The sequence below is a fragment of the Bartonella sp. M0192 genome, assembly GCF_016102305.1.
Lineage (GTDB): Bacteria > Pseudomonadota > Alphaproteobacteria > Rhizobiales > Rhizobiaceae > Bartonella > Bartonella apihabitans.
In genome coordinates, this window is sequence record NZ_JACFOU010000001.1 from 65,622 (window position 1) to 86,005 (window position 20,384).

Consider the following 20,384-nt stretch of genomic DNA (forward strand, 5'->3'; position numbering starts at 1 on the left):
TGATATTAACTTCATAATTCTTGCGAAGCCTTTTCTAATCGGCAAAGAATAGCTTGGCATCTTTAACATTAATTGTCGACTTTAAAATGAATTACCACAGATTTTGGCAATTAAACATTTTCGCAATTTTTCTTTCGTGGTATAGGCGAAAAAATGACGATGGGCGACAACAATGCCCGATGAACAAGCCCCATGCAAAATAGGACGGCCGCTAAATGTCTGAACAGGAACAGGTTGATGTCAAATTGGCTGTTGCAAAATTGAAGCAAGAACATGCAGATTATGATGCAGCAATTGACGCAATGATAAAAACAGGCTGTGACCAGTTACAAATCCAGCGGATGAAAAAAAAGAAATTGGCGATTAAAGATCAACTGCAAAAACTCGAAGATCGTATTATTCCCGACATTATTGCATAAAAACTATGACAGGAAAAAACATGGGCACGAAAACACATGATGTTGCCATTATTATGGGCAGCCAATCCGATTGGGAAACAATGCGCCATGCTGCTGAAACGCTAAAAAGTCTCGGCATCAGTTATGAAGCAAGAATCGTTTCGGCTCATCGCACTCCTGATCGTTTGTATAATTTTGCCAAAGGCGCCAAAAAGGCCGGTTTCAAGATTATTATTGCCGGCGCCGGAGGCGCTGCCCATTTGCCGGGAATGACTGCCGCAATGACCAGTCTTCCGGTATTTGGTGTTCCGGTACAGTCGCGCGCATTATCGGGGCAGGATTCGCTTCTTTCCATTGTGCAAATGCCGGCGGGTGTGCCGGTCGGAACACTTGCCATTGGAAAATCGGGTGCCATCAATGCCGCACTCCTTGCCGCTTCTGTTCTTGCCCTTTCTGACAAAGCCCTTGCCGGTCGGCTTGATGAATGGCGAGCCAATCAAACGGCCAGTGTTTCGGAATTTCCCGTCGATGAGGTGAAAAAATGAAAAATCTTGAACCAGGAGATACAATCGGCATTATCGGTGGTGGGCAGCTTGCCCGTATGATGGCAAGTGCCGCTGCGCGGCTTGGATTTCATACAATTATTCTTGAGCCGACGCCGGGTTGCCCCGCCGCACAAACAGCTAATCGTCAAATTGTTGCAGATTATGATGATGAAAAAGCATTGGATGAACTCGCCAATTTATCCGATGTGATCACTTACGAATTCGAGAATGTTCCTGCTCGCGCCGTTGACCGGCTTGCTAAAAAAGCCACTGTTTTGCCAAAACCGGCAGCACTAGAAGTTTCTCAGGATCGCTTTACCGAAAAGAAATTTCTGAACGACAGCGGTATCAAAACGGCTCCGTGGTTTCTTGTCGACAATCGTCAAATGCTGATTGCCGGTCTCGGCAATGTTGGCGGCAAAGGCATTCTGAAATCACGCCGATTCGGTTATGATGGCAAAGGACAAGTGCGGCTTGATAATCCGACCGAAGAAGAAATTGATCAAGCGCTTGCCGATATCGGGAATGCGCCTGCCATTCTTGAAGGATTTGTTCCATTTAAAAAAGAAATATCGGTGATTGCCGCCCGTGATTTTGATGGCAATATTGCCTTTTATGATTGCCCTGAAAATGTTCACCGTGACGGCATTTTAAGAACATCGACCGTTCCGGCTTCTATTGACGAAAAGACCGTCGAGGCAGCGCAAAAGGCAGCAAAAACGGTCCTTCACGAACTCGATTATATCGGTGTGATCGGAGTGGAATTTTTTGTTCTCAAAGATGGCTCGGTCTTGGCCAATGAATTGGCACCGCGCGTTCATAATTCCGGCCACTGGACAGAAGCAGCCTGCCTTATCTCGCAATTCGAACAGCATATACGTGCAGTCGCCGGTCTTCCCTTGGGGAAAACAACGCGGCATAGCAATTGTGTAATGGAAAATTTGATTGGCGAAGATGTGAAACGCTTGCCCGATCTATTGGCGGAACCGCAAACTTTCATCGACCTTTACGGGAAAGCGGACATAAGAGCGGGAAGAAAAATGGGGCACATTATAAGACTGACCGGTCGTGCCGAATAACAGCAAAACGACAGGCTTGAACGTCTCCAAAGTTTGATTCTTGATAGAGTTTGACAATGGAAACACTATTTTTGCGTGATTTAGAGTTGACAAACCCTCTATCGTCAGGCTATTTGACCGACGAAATTCAAGCCCGATTATGGGTCCAATCCTTTTACCCGGCGACGGGTTATACAAACGGTGATTGAAATGAAAATTAAAAATTCGCTCAGAGCGCTCAAGGGTCGTCACCGCGACAACCGCATGGTTCGCCGCAAAGGTCGTATTTATATTATCAATAAGACCAACCCGCGCTTTAAAGCCCGTCAGGGTTGATTATTCGATATATGAGTTAAAAAGGCTCCATTATGGGGCCTTTTTTATTTTGCACTATATTCCACCATTGCTTCAATTCCCTCATCATTATAATATCGCCGCCATAATATGCGGCGGGCGTTGAAAAACAAAATCATCTGTCGCGGACTTCATGTGACAAAGAAAAACGGCCCTGACAGAGGAAATCATGATGAATAAATGGAAAATTCGTTTTTTCATAATTTCTCTGTCTATTATAACGGCTATGTCGCCTTCTTTAGTGTTTTCTCAAGGCTTGCCGGAACTTCCACCACAAGAAGACCCTGATTCTCCGCCATTATCACCGGAAGATATGATTCCCGATAAGCCATCTCGGGAAGAAGCATTGCCCGATCTTGGAAAAGATCAGAATGCAGCACAAAAAAAGCAGGCTGAACTTGACCACTTGCTTGCTGTTTTGAAAAGAACCGCCAATCAAAAGGAAGCGGCAAAAATCAGTCGCCAGATTCAAGGCCTATGGTCGCAATCGGGAAGTGATACGATTGATCTTCTTATGCAATGGGCTGAAGATGGTATTAACCAGCAAGACTATGCCAGGGCGCTTGATTTTCTTGATAATGTGGTGGCCTTGCAGCCCGATTATGCTGAAGGATGGGCGCGTCGTGCAGCAGTTCATGTGCAATTGAATGACCTGAAACTTGCAATGAGTGATCTTCACCGCTCGCTTTCATTGGAACCCAGAAATTACAATGCCCTGTTTCTCGTCGGGTCGATTCTTGAAATGACAGGGCGCAATAAGCTTGCGCTACACGCCTATGAAGATGCATTGCAAATTTATCCGCAAATGCAACGCGCGCAAAAACGTGTTGGCGACATTCTTGAAGAACAAATCGGACGGGCTATCTGATTTCTTCAAAGATTTCGGGATTTAAATAAAACTTGCAAATTAAGTTTCAAAAACCTGATTGTGGACTGGTAACAAGTCGGGACTTCACCTATATTGGCCGAGGCGTTCTGCTCTTCTCGACAGGAATAACTGCATCCCCGGGGCCTTATTGATCTCTAAGGGAGCTGTCCCTGATTAGGCTCGTGGGCCTTTTCATATGGCGCCCACCTACGTTGTAGGTTTCCCGGGATCAAATACATTCCACCGGTTGCTGCGGATCGCCACTTTCTTCTCTCAAATTGTTTAGGGCATAAACGACAATCTATTTGTCCTTATAATCTATGGCTCATTTCATTTTAGCCGGACAAATGTTTTCTTCCAGCTTCAAACTTGTCTCTTCAGATCGACCTTTGCATCACCTTCAAATTGTTTCGATCAATGATTGCGAGTTCGACCTTTCCTTTACCACCTTGCCGATCTTTGTGAGGATTTGTGATGATTAAAGAAGCCATGGCGGTTATCGTCACGATTTAAAGGTTTCCACTGTTCTCTTGATAAGATTTTTCAAAACAGCTTTGACAAAACCGGATGATCGTCCATTATCGTTAAAGTTAAACCGGATTTTAACAATAAATCGCAGAGCAGCTTTGAAGAAATAAACGGAAGTGGAAGACGTTTCTCGCAAGATGACCAACAACAAAAAAACGCTTCGACAGGAAGCACTGGCTAGACGCGACCGGATACCGGAGAAACAGCGCGTTATCATTTCGCAAAAACTCGTCGATGAGCTTCAAAAGCTGCTTGCCATTTTAAAAGGCAAAACTGTTGCAGGTTTCTGGCCGATCAAAAGCGAAATTGACCCGCGCCCGATTATGTTGGCACTGAAAGAACATGGATTTAAACTGGCTTTACCGGCCATTATCGATAAAACAAAAATGGTTTTCAGAATTTTTGAAGATGAGGGAAAACTCGTTGATATGGGCTTTGGTACCGTAGGGCCATCCGAAGAAGCGAAAATCGTCGAGCCGGAAACACTCCTCGTTCCGCTTTCGGCTTTTGACAACAAAGGAAACAGAATTGGTTATGGTGCCGGTTACTATGATCGGGCAATTGCAAGCTTGAGAGAAAACGGGCATAACCCTTTATTGATAGGACTTGCTTTTGATTGTCAGGAAGTTCCATCAATACCGGCCGAACCTCACGATCAAAAATTGGCAATGATACTCACCGAAAGTGGTTTAAGATCGTTTTGAAGAGATGTTTAGAGTAGAATTATGAGATTTTTATTTTTAGGTGACATGGTTGGCAAATCCGGCCGCACAGCAGTGTTCCAGAAGCTTCCGGGCTTGATATCAAGTCTTAAACTCGACTTTGTTGTCGTTAACGGAGAAAATGCAGCTTCGGGCTTCGGCATTACCGAAAAAATCTATAATGAAACACTGGAAGCTGGTGCAAATGTTGTAACCACCGGTAACCATGCGTTTGACCAGAAAGAAACTTTAAATTATGCCGATCATGCCGACCGGTTTTTAAGACCTGCAAATTTCCCGAAAGGAACGGCAGGCAAAGGTTCGGGTGTCTATATAGCAAAAAACGGTGCGCGTGTGCTTGTTGCCAATGTTATGGGACGGGTATTCATGCATCCCGATCTTGACGATCCGTTCGAGGCAGCCGAACGCATTGTGGGAGAATGTCCGCTCGGCGAGCAGGCCGATGCCGTGATTTTTGATTTCCATGCCGAAGCCACAAGCGAAAAACAATGTTTTGGCCATTTTCTTGATGGTCGCGCCAGTGTGGTGGTGGGCACCCATACCCATGTTCCGACAGCCGATTATCAGATTTTTAACGGCGGCACAGCCTTCATGTCGGATGCCGGTATGTGTGGTGATTATGATTCGTCACTTGGCATGGATAAAGAAGAGCCGCTCAACCGTTTTGTTACCAAAATATCGCGTGGCCGCTATGAACCGGCAAGCGGGCCTGCAACCATTTGTGGGCTTGCGGTTGAAATTTCCGACCGTACAGGGCTTGCAGAAAAAGTATCCGCCTTGCGACTTGGACCGCGATTGGAAGAATGCTTGCCGGATTTTTGGTGAAAGACGCGCAACTCTTTACCTTTTCACTCGTTTTCCGTATAAGGCGCTCATTCAGATTTTTATTAGAACATTGTCCGACAGGATACTTCGATCATTCCAAGGCTCGCTGTCGGTGAAAACCGAAAGGTGATCTATGTCAGGCCATTCACAGTTTAAGAATATTATGCATCGCAAAGGTCGTCAGGATGCGATGCGCTCGAAGATGTTTTCCAAACTCGCCCGCGAAATTACAGTTGCGGCCAAGCTTGGTGTGCCGGATCCTGCGATGAATGCCCGTTTACGCTTGGCTGTGCAAAATGCGAGAGCCCAGTCCATGCCGAAAGACAATATCGAACGGGCGATTAAAAAGGCTGCCGGTAACGATAGCGAAAATTATGAAGAAGTCCGCTACGAGGGTTACGGCCCGGCCGGCGTTGCTGTTATTGTCGAAGCTTTGACAGATAATCGCAACCGTACAGCCTCCAATGTTCGTGCCGCTTTCACCAAAGCGGGTGGCGCATTGGGTGAAACAGGTTCGGTCGGCTTCATGTTCAATCGCGTTGGTGAAATTGTTTATAAACCGGAAGCCGGTGACGCAGACAAAGTTATGGAAGCAGCTATTGAAGCAGGTGCCGATGATGTCCAGTCTGATGAAGATGGCCACGTCATTACCTGCGCTTTTGAAAATGTTGGCGAAGTTTCCAAAGCACTGGAAGCCGCACTTGGCGAAGCCGAATCGGTCAAAGTCGTCTGGAAGCCGACAACAACAACACCGATTGATGAAGAAAAAGCCGAATCGGTTCTTCGTCTGATTTCTACCTTGGAAGAAGATGATGACGTTCAAAACGTCTATGCCAATTTTGAGGTGAGTGACGAAGTCATGGCAAAGCTTGCCGCCGAATAATTTTATTCTTGAAGTTTCCAACTGAATTGTTCCGGCTTTCGGGTGTTTTTTAAACCTCCCGAAGGCCGGTTTTTTTTGAGGCGGCGAATTTATTTTCCGTTCGCCGGATTTATCCCCTGTTCAAAAACCATTTGTTTGTTGAAAAGTAGGTTTTTCGGGAACGGGCTTTTTATCGGGCTGTCTGTTATTTTTTCGTGCTTTTATCTTCTTCTCTACCATTTGAACAAAAGCTTTCGGCTAAGGTTCGAGACGGGCAGTTGGAAAATTGTCACTATGCCGATAACTGCAATGTTTTAAAAAATAAAAAACCCGCCGGATTGGCGGGTTTTAAAGGGAAATAGAAACTTATTAAAGGCCGAGATTGCCAAAACGGTTTTTGAACTTGGAAACACGACCACCGCGATCAACGAGAGTCTGTGAACCACCAGTCCATGCCGGATGTGTTCTCGGATCAATATCAAGATTCATAGTATCACCCTCTTTGCCCCATGTGGAGCGGGTGAAATACTCGGTGCCATCTGTCATCACAACCTTGATGGTGTGGTAATCGGGATGAATATCAGCTTTCATGACGCAAACTTCCTGCTTCTAACGGTAACGAACGGTTACATGGTGTATTTTCATGATGCCATCCGTTCATCAATTTGATAAACAAAGCCCGGGCGTGGCCGGACTTTGATAAAAATCTGGTGTTGCCTATACAACAGCACGAACGATAGCACAAGGGCACAATAGAATATGGATAAGAAGAACAGCATGGAAAATGGCGAAAAAAGACTATCTGCCCCGAAAAAACATAGCTTGCGTCCATTATCAGCACTGCAACCTTATGTATTCCGTTATAAAAAACTTGCCTTTTCGGCTGCTGTTTCTTTGATTGTTGCAGCCCTTGTTATGTTGGCTCTTCCCATCGCTATCCGCCGTATGCTCGATCATGGCTTTAGTTTAAGCAACGGCACCATGATCAATTCCTATTTTGCGGTGCTGTTTCTGCTTGCTGCAATTCTGGCTCTTGCTTCAGCCGGGCGTTATTATTCAGTGATTACTTTGGGAGAACATGTGGTGGCCGATCTCCGGCGTGATGTTTTTTCCCATATTATCAGTCTGTCACCGGAATTTTTCGATAAATCCCGTTCCGGTGAAATTATCTCGCGCTTATCTGCTGATACAACGCAAGTAAAATCGGCAGTCGGTGCTACAGCTTCGGTTTTCTTACGCAATATTATCATGGCTGTTGGCGCCATTATTATGATGATTGTAACCAGTCCGAAACTGTCGGCAATGGTGCTTGTGGCAATTCCCATTGTTGTTATTCCGCTCATTGTTTTCGGTCGCAAAGTGCGCAAAAGAACCCGCCTCGCACAAGACCGTCTTGCCGATGCGACAGCACTTGCTTCCGAACAGGTAAGCGCTATCCGAACCATTCAGGCTTTTACAGCTGAACAAAATGTCAATAAACGTTTTTCCCAATTGATCGAACGAGCTTTCCAATCGGCACGTGGGTCGATTTTATCGCGTGCGTTTTTAACCGCTTTTGCTATTTTTCTTGTCTTTGGTAGTGTTGTAGCCGTGTTGTGGATTGGCTCGAACGATGTCTTGAATAAAACCATGACAGCCGGAACATTGGGGCAATTCGTTCTTTATGCGGTTTTCGGTGCAAGTGCATTCGGCCAATTATCGGAAGTTGGCGCCGAGCTTGCACAGGCAACAGGCGCGGCCGAAAGACTTGCCGAACTGCTTGTTGAAAAAACGACCATTACTGTTCCCGCCACTCCGTTGAAACTGCCTGAACCGGCACGGGGTGCAATCAACTTCAATCATGTCGATTTTGCCTATCCGACCAGAAAATCACAACCTGTCTTGCACAATTTGACCTTTTCGATCAAAGCCGGAGAGACGGTTGCCTTTGTCGGCCCCTCCGGCGGTGGCAAAAGTACAATTTTTTCATTGATTTTGCGCTTTTATGATCCCGATAGCGGCAATCTTACTTTCGACGGGACGGAAATTTCCAAAGTCAAGCTTGAGGATTTACGTTCGCGTATTGCCTATGTACCGCAAGATGTCGCCATTTTTGATGGAACTTTGCGGGAAAATATCGCCTTTGGTAATCCTTTGGCCGACAATAAAGCTATTGAAGAAGCGGCCGAGGCTGCCCATGCACTCGACTTCATTCATAATTTGAAAGACGGTTTTGAAACTGAAGTCGGCGAGCGCGGCATTACCCTTTCAGGCGGACAGAAGCAACGTATAGCCATTGCACGTGCAATTTTGCGCAATGCGCCGCTTCTTTTGCTTGACGAAGCGACATCTGCACTCGACGCAGAAAACGAGATGCTTGTACAAAGAGCGCTTGAAGGATTAATGAAAAATCGCACAACACTGGTTATCGCCCACCGTTTGGCAACAGTTTTGAAAGCCGACAGAATTGTTGTTCTTGATAAAGGTGCTATTGTCGAAGAAGGTACACATGACGAACTGGTTGCTCAAAACGGCCTTTATGCGCGTTTGGCAAAACTACAATTCTCGCATTGACGACAATACGGCAAAAGAAAATACAGGGATTAGAAAACAGGCCATATTATGGTTCAAATTCGCGTGGAGCCGAAAATTGATGGCGTTTCGGGTTGGTTTGCCACATCGCCCGATCATGGAATAACAATTGGCAAAAATTTTGAAGAAGATAAAAACTTTGATTTTGTGATTATCGGAGCAGGCTTTATCGGCCTTTCATTGGCTTATCGGCTGGCCGAACGGCAACCGGATGCCAAGATTGCTGTTATTGACGCACTCAAAGTCGGCGAAGGAACTTCGGGACGGAATGCCGGCTTTATCATTGATGTTCCGCACAATGTGGATGGCGGCAAAACAACTCCCGATCATGACCGGCGGCTTTATGCATTGAATAAATTTGCCATAAGGCGTTTGGGTGATTTTAAAGACCGTTTTGCTATTTCCTGTGATTGGCAGGAGAGCGGTAAATATATGGCCGCCCACGAAACAAGAAACCTCGGCAATCTTGACCATTTTGCCGAACAACTGAAAAATGACGGGTTTGATTATCAGGATATTGCCGGAGACGATTTAGCGAAACGATTGGGATCTGCCTATTATCAACGGGCAATCTATACAAAGGGCAATGTTCTTGTTAATCCTGCCGCACTTATCCGTGGTATTGCCAAAGCCTTGCCACCTTCTGTCAGCCTTTTTGAACAAACACCTGTTACAGAAATCACTTATGGTTCCAAGCATGTGATTAGAACCGTCCGCGGGCTTATTACGGCAAAATTTATCTTCGAGGCAGGTAATATTTTTAACAGTGAATTCGGCTATGACAAGCACCGTCTTGCGCCCGTTTACACTTATGCCAGCCTGACAAAACCGCTTGATGCCAGTGATGTCGAAAAGTATTTTTCCAATGTAAAACCGTGGGGCATTACCTCGGCTCATCCGGCGGGCACAACGGTGCGCTATACTCCCGACCACCGCATCTTTATTCGTAATGTGTTGCGTTTTGCCCCGACATTGACAACTTCCAAAGATGATATCGATTTTGCCTTGATCCACCATAGGCGTTCGTTCGAAAACCGTTTTCCCGAGCTTTCCCATATCCCGTTCGAATTCACCTGGGGCGGAATGATTGCCGTTACGCTTAACCAGAATTATGTTTTCCATAAACCTGCCGAAAACATCATGGTTTTGAATGGCTGTAACGGCGTTGGCGTGGCAAAAGGCACATATCTCGGTGTTTGCGCGGCGGATTTTATTTCTGGCGATGATAATGAAGAAATCCGCTTCATTCGCGAGAACAGTCATCCGAGCTTTATTATTCCCGATCCGATCCGTTCGCTTGTTGCCCGCTACCGGTTGAAAAAGGAACAAGCCGCTGCTGGTGGTGATTTATGAAGTGAGAACATCTCAAGCGAAACAAGTATGTGCAGGATTTAACTCAAAAAAATTCCCGCTTTCAAAAAAGCGGGAATGGAATTTGATAGAAATTTTTGAACAGAGCTTAGCCATCAGATCGGCTTTTTAATCGTCTTCATCAGTGCTTTATGAATAAGCTCGTTTCCGGCAACGATATTCTTTTTCCCGAAGATATTTTGCCCGCCATCCTTGTCACTGACAAAGCCGCCAGCTTCACGAACCATCAAAAGGCCGGCTGCCATATCCCATGGCTGTAGATTATCTTCCCAAAAACCGTCAAGACGACCGGCTGCAACATAAGCAAGATCGACCGCAGCCGCACCCATGCGCCGGATACCGGCCACTTCGGCCATCACATTGCGCAGTTCAACAAGATATTCGCCATGATGCCCACGACCAAGATGGGGAATACCTGTTCCGATAACGCAATCTTCAAGCTTGCGACGATTGGCAACCCGCATGCGCCTGTCATTTAAAAACACGCCACCACCGCGCTCGGCAGTAAAGAGTTCATCCATTGCGGGATTATAAATCACACCGGCAACAATCTGGCCCTGACGCTCCAATGCAATCGAAACGCCGAAAAAAGGTATGCCGTGAAGGAAATTGGTTGTCCCGTCGAGCGGGTCGACAATAAAACGATGTTGGGTGTCGCTACCGTTGATCTCGCCCGATTCTTCCATGAGAAAACAATAATCCGGACGCGCTTTTAAAAGCTCTGTCCGGACAATATCTTCTGCGCGTCGATCGGCCTGGCTGACATAATCGGCCGGACCTTTCAAAGACACCTGAAGATTTTGTACCTCGCCATAGTCACGGGCAAGCGACCGCCCCGCTTTCATTGCCGCTTGTACCATGACATTCATTATCGCTGAACGCGCCATCAAACCAATCCTTAATCTGCACGACGCAGATAAATAAGCTCGTTTGTATCGACAACCACTTTCTCGCCTGAAGAAATAAACGGCGGCACAAGAATGCGGATGCCATTTTCGAGAACCGCCGGCTTATAGGAAGAAGCAGCAGTTTGCCCCTTAACAACCGGATCGGCTTCGGTAATCGTCAATGTGACCTGATCTGGCAAATCGATGCCGATCGGCTTTTCTTCATAAAGTTCAACCGTGACCTTCATGCCATCCTGAAGGAAAGCAGCACGCTCGCCAACAAAATCTTTCTGCAATTCAAGTTGCTCGAAAGTTTCCGAATCCATGAAAACAAGTGCGTCACCCTGCTCGTAAAGGAACGTATAGTCCTTCTGTTCGAGTCTTACTTTTTCAACAGTTTCAGCTGCACGAAAACGTTCATTCAATTTGGTTCCATCAAGCAGGTTCTTCAATTCGACCTGATTGAATGCACCACCTTTTCCCGGTTTGACTGCATTGCATTTGACTGCAACCCAGAGGCTGCCATTATGTTCAATCACATTACCCGGGCGGATTTCATTACCATTGATCTTCATCTTTTTTATCCGACATTAGATTATTGTGGAATAAGGACATTTGAAAATGTTCTTGATTAATCTGTTCAAGACCATAAAAAAAGTCTTTAAGCAAGGGGCGGCTTCAAATTTAAGGACATGCTTGAACTTTAAAGTGTCGGCATAAGCTGTTCTGCTTTTTGGCGGGCTGTTGCCAATTGCTCATCTGACATGCCTTCCAACATATTTTCGAGATCGGGGGCTTCCATTTTAGCCTGTTTGGCTACCATATACCAGGCGGCAGCTTTTACAATATCCCCCTCGGTTCCGATACCATCGCGATAAAGCCTTGCAAGATTGATCTGGGCCGGTGCAATCATCTTGCTCGCATCCATTAACAGCAAATTGAATGCTGCTTCATAATCCCGTGGACCACCGCGCCCTTCAACCATCCATTTGGCCAGAGTGATTTGTGCCGGAACATGATCTTTTGCAGAAGCTGCCTCCAGCAATTTGCGTGCATTATTGTCATCACGCGGACGTTTTGGCGTACCACGCGCCAATATCTGGCTTGCAGCAAATGCCGAATCCGGATTGCCCCGTGCAGCCCCCTTCAAAAAATAGCTGAGACTGGTCTCCAAAGCGTCATCGCTATCGGATTTGCTCAATAATAATTGGCCGTAATAAAAATAGGCTTCAGGGACACCGGCATCCACGGCTTTTTTAATATATTCCTCGCCTAATGACGGGTCTTTGGGAACATAGGTTCCGTTGAAAACCAACAGCCCGTAACGTAATTCTGCTTGCGGGTCGCCCTGCTTGGCAGCGCGGCCGAACCATAGAGCTGCCCGTGCCCCGTCAATTGCAACGGCATAGCCTTCCATATACATACGCCCCAACAGCGTTTGAGCTGTCGCATCACCTTCTTCGCCTCTTTTCAAGGCTTCCAGAAATGCCGTTTTATAATTTCCTGCCATATAATTATCATAGGCACTGTCATATTGACCGGCTTTTAAATTATTTTCTCCCGTTTGTTGCGGCACCACGGGCTTTGCACCTTTATCCGAACGGGCGTCTTCGGCATTAGCCCATGAACTACCGGCGAAAAGCATCATAAAAAACGCACCCAATAGTTTGCTTGTGAATGTTTTCATTCAGCAAGCTCCCCGTCGAGAACGTCGCAGTCCTCAATCAACTGCATAATTTGACGCACTGATTGTTGCGGGTTTTCATGGCCAAAAATAATGTCTTCAACAGCAATAAACTCGGCTTTCGTTGCAATCACGTCGCCAAATGTCGCAATGTCGGAACCCGCCTGAACAATGGCCGGAATTTCCATAACTTCAGCCCACCACGATGAAAGTGCAATATTGCGCGGGTGAGGAGCCGGTTTTTTATCGGCTCCAAGTTTACCGAACATCAAATAGTCCGGCTCACATTCGCCACTCAACATAGAGCTGTGTTTGTCACGCAAATTGCCGAAGCCGATAATCATTGAATCATGGCGGCGTTCAAGCAATGTGTGGAGGTCTTCAATCGTGCCTTCAAGATGGATTCCATCGGCGTGAATACGACCGGCAATGCGGCTATCATTGGAAACAAGAAAAGCAATAGACTTTGCCTCGATTGCATTAACGAGCAATTCGGCCTGTTGCTGTAGAAATGTCGTATCATTTTGCGAATCATAGACAATGAGGCTAGCAAAATCACCTTTATCGAGAACATCCATCAACAGATCGGCCTTTATGTTGCGACGCATGTCAAGTGTCATCACAAGTCTTTGGCGTAGGTGATTTATCTCTTTACTCATGGCATTATCATTTAGGTCTATAAAAAGGACGAATTAGGGCGAATCTATCATTTCCACACTAATCATTTCTTACAATGATTTCACCTTGGAAAGAAATGTGATTATGCATTGTCATATTTCGACTTCAAATTGCCTGCAAATCAGATAATGACGCTGTGAGCAAATTTTATTTGATCGGCCGTTTGGTCAACAGGGATTAGAATTCTATGAAGCAAATGACAATGTCTAAAAGGGACACCCGAATTGATGTGTTTCGCGCATTGGCATTGCTGACCATTTTTATAAACCATGTTCCCGGCACAATTTACGAATGGCTCACCCACAAGCATTTCGGCTTCTCCGATTCGGCAGAAGCTTTTGTTCTTATTTCCGGAATAGCTGTCGGCTTGGCCTATGGCAGCAAATTTTTCGGACAAAACCGGTTGCTCATTTCTTTAAAACTTTTACGCCGCTCGGCTACTCTTTATTCAGCCCACATACTGACAACATTGATGAGTCTGGCAATTTTTGTCGCCGCAGCATTATTTTTTCAACGACCGGAATTTTTGCATCTCAACAATATACCGCCTCTGTTAAAGGATCCTGCATCATCGTTGCTTGGTCTCGTCACACTTGGCCACCAGCTCGGCTACAACAATATATTGTCGCTTTACCTTGTTCTGGTTCTGGCAACACCTTTTATACTTTACCTTGCGATAAAATCGCTCAAGCTTCTGCTCGCCCTGTCTTTGATAATATATCTCATAGCAGGTTTTTATGGCATTGCACCGCATAACTTCCCGACCAAGGGTGTATGGTTTCTCAATCCGCTTTCATGGCAATTCCTGTTTGTTATCGGCTGTGCAACAACAATTTATATCAAAAAGGGTGGTAAACTTCCTCGCCATCCTCTGCTCGTCATTGCCGCAGCAAGCTATCTCGTCATCTCGTGTCTGTGGGTGCGCCTTGGCTGGTGGTGGATTAATCCGACAATGGGACTTCCCGCAACTCTTGCCAGTTTTAACAAGACTTTTCTTTCTCTGCCGCGTCTTCTCCATATTCTGGCGCTGGCCTATCTCATTGCCACAATCACACCGCTCAACAAATTGGCAAAGGTCGGAAGCAATCATCCACTTGCCATACTTGGTAAACACAGTCTTGCTGTCTTTGTCGCCGGCACTATTCTCGCCATGGCGAGCCAGGTTCTTAAAATAGTAAATCCCGGTGGGCTTTATTACGACACATTGCTTTTGACTACGGGAATCGTCATACAATTTGCCGTAGCCTATTATTTCGAATGGATAAAAATCGCCACGAAAGAACTTGCGACCAAAGAACTCGCAACCACGGGGCAAACCTACTATGTGGCTCGCAGTTCCCAAGCGACGGGACAACAGGAAAAGCTTTCACCAACGAGACTTGCTGATAAACATTGGCAAAAAGCATGAAGTCAGGACCAATTGCCCTCGTCGAAGCTCGTTGCAGAAACGATTCTCAAGTCTCTTGATCAATAGAAAAACTGCAATGACAAAAGTCCGGTTGAAACAAAAGCCGGTTAAACCAAAAAATTGTCCGGCCAAACCGATATCAAGGCACTATAGACTCATCGCTTTTAAGCCGTTAACCTTGCATTAAGGATTTCATTGCGAAAAGATCCAAAAAAGTGCAGTTTTTGTTTCTGCAAAATCTTGATGGAACAATTACCGAAAAGATTTCTGTCTTTGGAATTGTTGGAATCGGGAAAAAGAGTTGGAGTAAAACGGTTGCATCCGCAAGGTTTTCATAACGACAATATGATTGTCATGTTTGAACATGGTGCATTCGACAATGCATTTTCGCGTCTTTATGACGAAGGAATGTCACTGATCGAAAAAACCGCCGCCTATATTGATGGCGATGGAAAAATTGCTTCACGAAACCTTTCGGGAGAAGCTTCTTCACTTTACGCAGCCGAAGCTATGCGTATGAGCACAAGGCTTATGCAAGTCGCTTCATGGCTATTGTTATTTCGTGCCGCACGCGAAAAAGAAATGACGAAAGAACAAATTGCGCAGGAAAAAGCAAAAGTCTGTCTCAACACTCCTTCATTGATCGACGAAAATCCGAATTGGAAAGAGCTGCCCGAAGAATTCAAACATCTTGTCGAACTTTCGTTGCGGATAGAAGAACGCGTCCGTCATATGGATCGCGATGTTGAAAGCGCCTTGAACCATGATGAGAGTGCCTTAAACCCTGTCAACAAACAGATCGATATGATCAAAGCAGCCTTTCAGCATAATTAACTTGCTGTTCATTTTGTTTCCCTTTTGTTCACAATCTGCTACAAAACGGAGCATAAAAGCTTTATGCTCCGGATTATGGCTGAAGCGATTCGTATTATAGGTATCGATCCCGGTTTAAGGCGTACTGGGTATGGCGTCATAGACGTTCTGGGAAATAATCTGAAATTTGTTACATCCGGTACAATACGTTCGGATGATAAATTAAGTTTGGCTTCAAGGCTGTCTACACTTTATGACGGCCTTTCGGAGATCATCCATTCTTTTATGCCGGAGGAAGCAGCTGTCGAGCAAACTTTTGTCAATAAGGACGCAACAGCCACATTGAAGCTCGGACAAGCGCGCGGCATCGCATTATTGGCACCGGCACAAGCCGGTTTGCCGGTTGCCGAATATGCACCTAACTCCATCAAAAAAGCTGTCATTGGCGTCGGACATGGTGAAAAACAACAAATTCATATGATGGTGAAAGTTTTGATGCCACGGGCCAGTTTTGATTCAAGCGATGCGGCTGATGCTTTGGCCATTGCTATTTGTCACGCCCATAACCGCAATAGTCTGGAAAACCGTTTGAGAGCTTTGGTATGATAGGAAAATTGAAAGGCATTATTGACGAAATCAATGTTGATCACCTGATCGTCGATGTTCATGGCGTTGGCTATATTGTCTTTGCAAGCCCACGTGTTCTGGGAAGCCTGCCGGGCATTGGTGAAGCTGTAACGCTCTTCATTGAAACGCAAGTGCGAGAAGACGCTATAAAGCTTTTCGGCTTTACCACAAAGGCTGAAAAACAATGGTTCGCGCTGTTGCAGACCGTGCAGGGTGTCGGCGCAAAAGTGGCTCTGGCACTGGTCGGTACATTGTCACCTTCCGAAATTGGCAATGCAATTGCCTTGAAAGATATTGCGATGGTGTGCCGCGCACCCGGAATTGGTAAAAAAGTAGCCGAACGTATTGTAACAGAACTGAAAAACAAAGTTCCCGAATTTGCCGGTAATGATAAAAATTTGGCCCTGAAACAGGACCTCGGCGAAGGAGCCACATCGCAAGCAATATCGGACGCCGTTTCGGCTTTGGAAAATTTGGGTTATTCGCGCGATCAGGCCGCCAATGCTATTGCCAGTGCATTGCGTGAAGCGGGCAATGACGCAGATTCGGCAAAGCTGATACGGCTTGGTCTAAAAGAAATTTCAAGGTAAAATGTCGGCATGGAAAATAATGAACGCCTGATCTCTGCCAATAAACGTGATGAAGATGGTGACGTTTCTCTGCGTCCCCAATGTCTTGATGATTTTGTCGGTCAGGAAGCCCAAAGAGCAAATCTGAAAGTTTTCATCGAAGCGGCAAAAAATCGTAATGAAGCTTTGGATCACGTTTTGTTTGTCGGTCCTCCCGGACTCGGCAAAACAACTCTTGCGCAAATTCTGGCAAAAGAGCTCGGTGTCAATTTCCATTCGACTTCCGGACCTGTCATCGCCAAAGCGGGTGATCTTGCGGCGCTTTTGACAAATCTTGAGGAGCGGGATGTTCTTTTCATTGATGAAATTCATCGTTTAAGTCCGGCGGTTGAAGAAATCCTCTATCCGGCTATGGAAGATTTCCAGCTTGACCTGATTATTGGCGAAGGTCCTGCTGCACGTTCTGTCAAAATTGATCTTTCAAAATTTACCCTTGTTGCAGCAACAACAAGACTTGGCTTGCTGACCACACCCTTGCGTGATCGTTTCGGTATTCCGATAAGACTGAATTTTTATACCGTTGACGAGCTCGAGCATATCGTCAAACGCAATGCCCATATTCTAGATATGCCTATTGCCGAAGACGGGGCGCGGGAAATTGCGCGTCGTGCGCGCGGTACACCGCGTATTGCCGGCCGACTTTTGCGCCGGGTCAGAGATTTTGCTTACGTTTCCGGGGCTACAACAATTAATCGCGATATTGCTAACGAGGCATTATTGCGTTTGGAAGTCGACCAACTTGGTCTTGACCAGCTTGATCGACGCTATCTTGGTATGATTGCCGAAAATTTCGGCGGTGGACCTGTAGGGATCGAGACGATTGCAGCCGGTTTATCAGAACCGCGTGATGCGATAGAAGATATTATAGAGCCTTATCTCATCCAACAGGGGTTTATACAGAGAACCCCCAGAGGTCGGGTGATGACTGCAAAAGCCTGGACCCATATGGGGTTAAATCCACCGAAAGCGGTTGATCAGGCCCAATTTAATATGTTTGGCGAATCTGATGATTGAAAATGTTCCTTTTTGCGGCGAATTTATTGGTAATGTACACCATCTTTTCGCCCGTGTTTATTATGCTGATACCGATTTTACCGGTGTCGTCTACCATGCCCGTTATCTCGAATTTTTTGAACGCGGGAGATCGGAATTTATAAGATTGAGCCGGGCTCAACACCAACAACCGCACGACGCGGAAGAAAACGAAAAATTAGGTTGGGTTGTCCATAAAATATCCGTCAATTACCATAAATCTGCCCGGTTTGACGATATACTTGATATACGTACGAAGATAACAAAAGTGACAGGCGCACGAATTGTCATGGCTCAGGAAATTATTTGCAACGACTTGTTACTTGTCTCGGCAGATGTTCAACTGGCTTTGGTCAATTCCGAAGGCCGGCCTAGAAGGTTGCCCGATCAATTCATCACGAGCTGGGAAAATGCGCTGCCACAAAAATAAATAGCCTGATTTATCGAATTTAGGGGAGGAATGATAAAATTTTTACTATTTGTGAATAAAAGTGCATGTTAATGTTTTTCTTTAAGAGAATTTTTGTTGGTTATTGGTTTTGGAATAGCCATATCTGTAGCGGAGGTTTGGCTATAAAGAAAGGATTCGATTATCGGACGTGTTCTCAAGTTCGTTAATGAGGGGGTGGTTTATGATTTTTAAATTTATTTGTAGAGCCATCATTATGGTGGTGGCTTTAGGTTTTGTGCATATTGCGAATGCACAAGAAGTGAAATTTGCGACTGATAATTCCAATATTCCTTTCAGTTATATGGAAAATGGCAAGCTCGTCGGCTTTGACATAGAATTGTGGGATGCCATCGCAAAAGAGATGGGTATTAAATATACAACGACACCGATGGACTTTTCGACGGTTATTTCGGATGTGCATATTGGCCAGATTGATGTTGCTATGGCCGGTCTGATTATTACCCGCACACGTTCCAATGTGGTCGATTTTTCCAAACCCTATTATGAAGGTGGGCTTGTATTACTGGTTCGCAGTGACAGCACTATAAAATCCGTTGATGATCTCAAAGGCAAAACAGTTGGCATAAAAAACGGCACAAGTGCTTTTCCTTATGCAATTGAACATTTACCGAATACCCAGCGTCGCCTCTTCCCGGAAATCGATGCGGCTTTTAACGACCTCGTCAATGGCGGAGTAGATGCTGTGTTGTTTGATGCTCCGGTTGTTATGCATTATGCAGCAAACGAAGGGAAGGACAAGGTAAAAGTCGTGGGAAGCGTATTGGAGCAACAGACCTATGGTGCAGCCTTCCCGCAAGGTAGCCAGTTGCTTGGTCGCTACAATGTTGCACTCAAACGTCTGCAAGATAATGGAACATATGCAGCAATCTACAAGAGATGGTTTGGTGTCAACCCAAGCTAAAGTTTCGATTTTGTTTTAGAAATTCAGCACAGTTTTTGAAATTGCTTTTGCTTTTCCTTTTACCGCTGCTGGATAGGCGAAATTGCCGGAGTTCGAGAGTGCGCTTTCTCCAATAATCGGGCAAGGTTGAAAAATATTGAACTATATTCGATGACCACTCTCCGATGGGTGGGTTCTCTCATTTCACTTGGTTCATGAATGTTTGTACATTTATGATTGATATTTCCCTTATCAACATCATAAGATTTAAGGTCTTGTCTTTGTTTCAAGACAATCCTCTTTCATAAAACTATAAAAAGAAAAATTGATTGTATATCCTTAGTCGTATTTCGGAATCCGGAATCTGTAATATTTTTGGCTTTCTTATTGTCTTTTTTATAACGCTTCAACATTCGTAAATTTACTCTGCACAATCGCAATTAGGACAACCAATTCTTTAAAAGTTTATGCGCCTATATTGGAGCGGCCCCGCGAGAGTCGATATTCTATGTTTTTTATATTGACGACAATGAAGGGTTATTTGAAAGCCCCGCTACAAGTAGATATAGGGTTAATGCCCATGGAAAGACAACGTTCTTTCAAATCTTCGAACGCAACGGGTACATCTTTGAACGCAACGGGCAAGGTTCTATGAAATTTGTTCCTCCGCGACTAAAAGCTTCGTTACAAAACATTTTACTTAGCATTATAGTGCGGCAGAAGAGACATATTTAGTAGAAAATCCGTTGGGCAGCATGGATATAAAGGACCGGCTGATTTTGGATATGAGTTTGCGTTGATCGCAGCAAAACAGAACTTGCAAAGAATGATTTCTTATCAATAACATCCGAATTCTACAATATTTTATTGATTTTAATAAGTAAAATTCAAAATATTATCCATTAAAAAGAATTAAATTTTCCTATTAAAAAATTTTAATATCAATTTAAATTAATTTTTCCCTTCATAAAAATATTATTCATAATTTATTTTCTAAAAACGAAATTATTTGAGTTCTTTATTGAATATAAATCATTTTATAAATTTTTTAATTGTATTTTTACTAACAGGATGTGTCATAAAACGTCAGGTAGTGATTGAAATTCCGGATAGCCATATGTTTTGAATTCAAAATTCAAAAACTGAACCATCAAAAATTCAAAGAGCAACGT

General features: G+C 44.9%; 22 protein-coding genes and 1 other RNA gene. 18 read left to right on the forward strand and 5 right to left on the reverse strand.

The features are described from left to right. Positions 1–215: 215 nt before the first annotated feature. The 9 genes from H3S82_RS00310 (at position 216) to H3S82_RS00350 (ending at position 6,181) form a co-directional block, all read left to right on the forward strand. A complete protein-coding gene (locus H3S82_RS00310; protein ID WP_077972986.1) occupies positions 216–419 on the forward strand; it encodes a YdcH family protein in 204 nt (67 codons plus the stop codon). A gap of 20 nt (positions 420–439) precedes the next feature. Then, positions 440–943 (forward strand): 5-(carboxyamino)imidazole ribonucleotide mutase, encoded by a 504-nt coding sequence (gene purE, locus H3S82_RS00315; RefSeq protein ID WP_198233385.1) that lies wholly within the window; start codon positions 440–442, stop codon positions 941–943. Continuing rightward, positions 940–2,022: a 5-(carboxyamino)imidazole ribonucleotide synthase gene (locus H3S82_RS00320; protein WP_198233386.1), complete on the forward strand. Its 1,083-nt coding sequence runs from the start codon at positions 940–942 to the stop codon at positions 2,020–2,022. The genes purE and H3S82_RS00320 overlap by 4 nt, the downstream gene beginning before the upstream one ends. A gap of 189 nt (positions 2,023–2,211) precedes the next feature. Next, entirely contained in the window at positions 2,212–2,337 is a 126-nt protein-coding gene (gene ykgO / locus H3S82_RS00325; protein WP_075869311.1) for a type B 50S ribosomal protein L36, read from the forward strand. Positions 2,338–2,524: 187 nt separating this feature from the next. Beyond that, a complete protein-coding gene (locus H3S82_RS00330) occupies positions 2,525–3,223 on the forward strand; it encodes a M48 family metallopeptidase (protein WP_198233387.1) in 699 nt (232 codons plus the stop codon). Positions 3,224–3,324: 101 nt separating this feature from the next. Continuing rightward, positions 3,325–3,486: non-coding RNA, 6S RNA (gene ssrS, locus H3S82_RS00335), on the forward strand. Between the two features lie 381 nt (positions 3,487–3,867). Beyond that, positions 3,868–4,455, forward strand: a complete 588-nt coding sequence (locus H3S82_RS00340) for a 5-formyltetrahydrofolate cyclo-ligase (RefSeq protein WP_369459105.1) — start codon at positions 3,868–3,870, stop codon at positions 4,453–4,455. A 21-nt stretch (positions 4,456–4,476) separates the two neighbouring features. Then, a complete protein-coding gene (locus H3S82_RS00345; RefSeq protein WP_075913890.1) occupies positions 4,477–5,298 on the forward strand; it encodes a TIGR00282 family metallophosphoesterase in 822 nt (273 codons plus the stop codon). A 133-nt stretch (positions 5,299–5,431) separates the two neighbouring features. Next, on the forward strand, positions 5,432–6,181 hold the full coding sequence (locus H3S82_RS00350; protein ID WP_077972998.1) for a YebC/PmpR family DNA-binding transcriptional regulator: 750 nt from the start codon (positions 5,432–5,434) through the stop codon (positions 6,179–6,181). A 348-nt stretch (positions 6,182–6,529) separates the two neighbouring features. Here the strand turns inward: H3S82_RS00350 and rpmE are convergent, their stop codons facing one another. Beyond that, a complete protein-coding gene (gene rpmE / locus H3S82_RS00355; protein ID WP_075869314.1) occupies positions 6,530–6,751 on the reverse strand; it encodes a 50S ribosomal protein L31 in 222 nt (73 codons plus the stop codon). A 168-nt stretch (positions 6,752–6,919) separates the two neighbouring features. On the opposite strand from rpmE, the gene H3S82_RS00360 reads away from it, so the two are divergent. Together H3S82_RS00360 and H3S82_RS00365 are read left to right on the forward strand one after the other, a co-directional pair. Then, positions 6,920–8,713 (forward strand): ABC transporter transmembrane domain-containing protein, encoded by a 1,794-nt coding sequence (locus tag H3S82_RS00360; protein ID WP_246785214.1) that lies wholly within the window; start codon positions 6,920–6,922, stop codon positions 8,711–8,713. 48 nt (positions 8,714–8,761) lie between these two features. Next, the gene (locus H3S82_RS00365; RefSeq protein WP_198237074.1) at positions 8,762–10,084 is read left to right on the forward strand and encodes an FAD-binding oxidoreductase; all 1,323 of its coding nucleotides are present in this window, start codon (positions 8,762–8,764) and stop codon (positions 10,082–10,084) included. Positions 10,085–10,197: 113 nt separating this feature from the next. Here H3S82_RS00365 and H3S82_RS00370 read toward each other — a convergent pair whose 3' ends face one another. The 4 genes from H3S82_RS00370 to H3S82_RS00385 all read right to left on the reverse strand — a co-directional run bounded on the left by H3S82_RS00370 (position 10,198) and on the right by H3S82_RS00385 (position 13,332). Further along, the gene (locus H3S82_RS00370; RefSeq protein ID WP_077973022.1) at positions 10,198–10,989 is read right to left on the reverse strand and encodes an inositol monophosphatase family protein; all 792 of its coding nucleotides are present in this window, start codon (positions 10,987–10,989) and stop codon (positions 10,198–10,200) included. Positions 10,990–11,000: 11 nt separating this feature from the next. Then, positions 11,001–11,564: an elongation factor P gene (efp, locus tag H3S82_RS00375; protein ID WP_077973024.1), complete on the reverse strand. Its 564-nt coding sequence runs from the start codon at positions 11,562–11,564 to the stop codon at positions 11,001–11,003. A gap of 128 nt (positions 11,565–11,692) precedes the next feature. Further along, on the reverse strand, positions 11,693–12,676 hold the full coding sequence (locus H3S82_RS00380) for a tetratricopeptide repeat protein (protein ID WP_198233521.1): 984 nt from the start codon (positions 12,674–12,676) through the stop codon (positions 11,693–11,695). Further along, positions 12,673–13,332 (reverse strand): thiamine phosphate synthase, encoded by a 660-nt coding sequence (locus H3S82_RS00385; protein ID WP_198233522.1) that lies wholly within the window; start codon positions 13,330–13,332, stop codon positions 12,673–12,675. The genes H3S82_RS00380 and H3S82_RS00385 overlap by 4 nt, the downstream gene beginning before the upstream one ends. A gap of 215 nt (positions 13,333–13,547) precedes the next feature. Here H3S82_RS00385 and H3S82_RS00390 point away from each other — a divergent pair, with 215 nt between their 5' ends. The 7 genes from H3S82_RS00390 (at position 13,548) to H3S82_RS00420 (ending at position 19,233) form a co-directional block, all read left to right on the forward strand. Beyond that, on the forward strand, positions 13,548–14,759 hold the full coding sequence (locus H3S82_RS00390) for an OpgC family protein (RefSeq protein ID WP_370541263.1): 1,212 nt from the start codon (positions 13,548–13,550) through the stop codon (positions 14,757–14,759). A gap of 345 nt (positions 14,760–15,104) precedes the next feature. After that, positions 15,105–15,593, forward strand: a complete 489-nt coding sequence (locus H3S82_RS00395; RefSeq protein ID WP_198233525.1) for a DUF1465 family protein — start codon at positions 15,105–15,107, stop codon at positions 15,591–15,593. Between the two features lie 75 nt (positions 15,594–15,668). Continuing rightward, complete coding sequence (gene ruvC / locus H3S82_RS00400) at positions 15,669–16,178, forward strand: crossover junction endodeoxyribonuclease RuvC (RefSeq protein WP_198237075.1); 510 nt, start codon at positions 15,669–15,671, stop codon at positions 16,176–16,178. Further along, positions 16,175–16,789 (forward strand): Holliday junction branch migration protein RuvA, encoded by a 615-nt coding sequence (gene ruvA, locus H3S82_RS00405; protein ID WP_198233477.1) that lies wholly within the window; start codon positions 16,175–16,177, stop codon positions 16,787–16,789. Before ruvC ends, ruvA begins: the two co-directional genes overlap by 4 nt. A gap of 9 nt (positions 16,790–16,798) precedes the next feature. Then, complete coding sequence (ruvB, locus tag H3S82_RS00410) at positions 16,799–17,842, forward strand: Holliday junction branch migration DNA helicase RuvB (protein ID WP_198233478.1); 1,044 nt, start codon at positions 16,799–16,801, stop codon at positions 17,840–17,842. Beyond that, a complete protein-coding gene (gene ybgC, locus H3S82_RS00415; RefSeq protein WP_198233479.1) occupies positions 17,835–18,290 on the forward strand; it encodes a tol-pal system-associated acyl-CoA thioesterase in 456 nt (151 codons plus the stop codon). The genes ruvB and ybgC overlap by 8 nt, the downstream gene beginning before the upstream one ends. A 202-nt stretch (positions 18,291–18,492) precedes the next feature. Beyond that, a complete protein-coding gene (locus tag H3S82_RS00420; RefSeq protein WP_198233480.1) occupies positions 18,493–19,233 on the forward strand; it encodes a transporter substrate-binding domain-containing protein in 741 nt (246 codons plus the stop codon). The last annotated feature ends 1,151 nt before the right edge of the window (positions 19,234–20,384 follow it).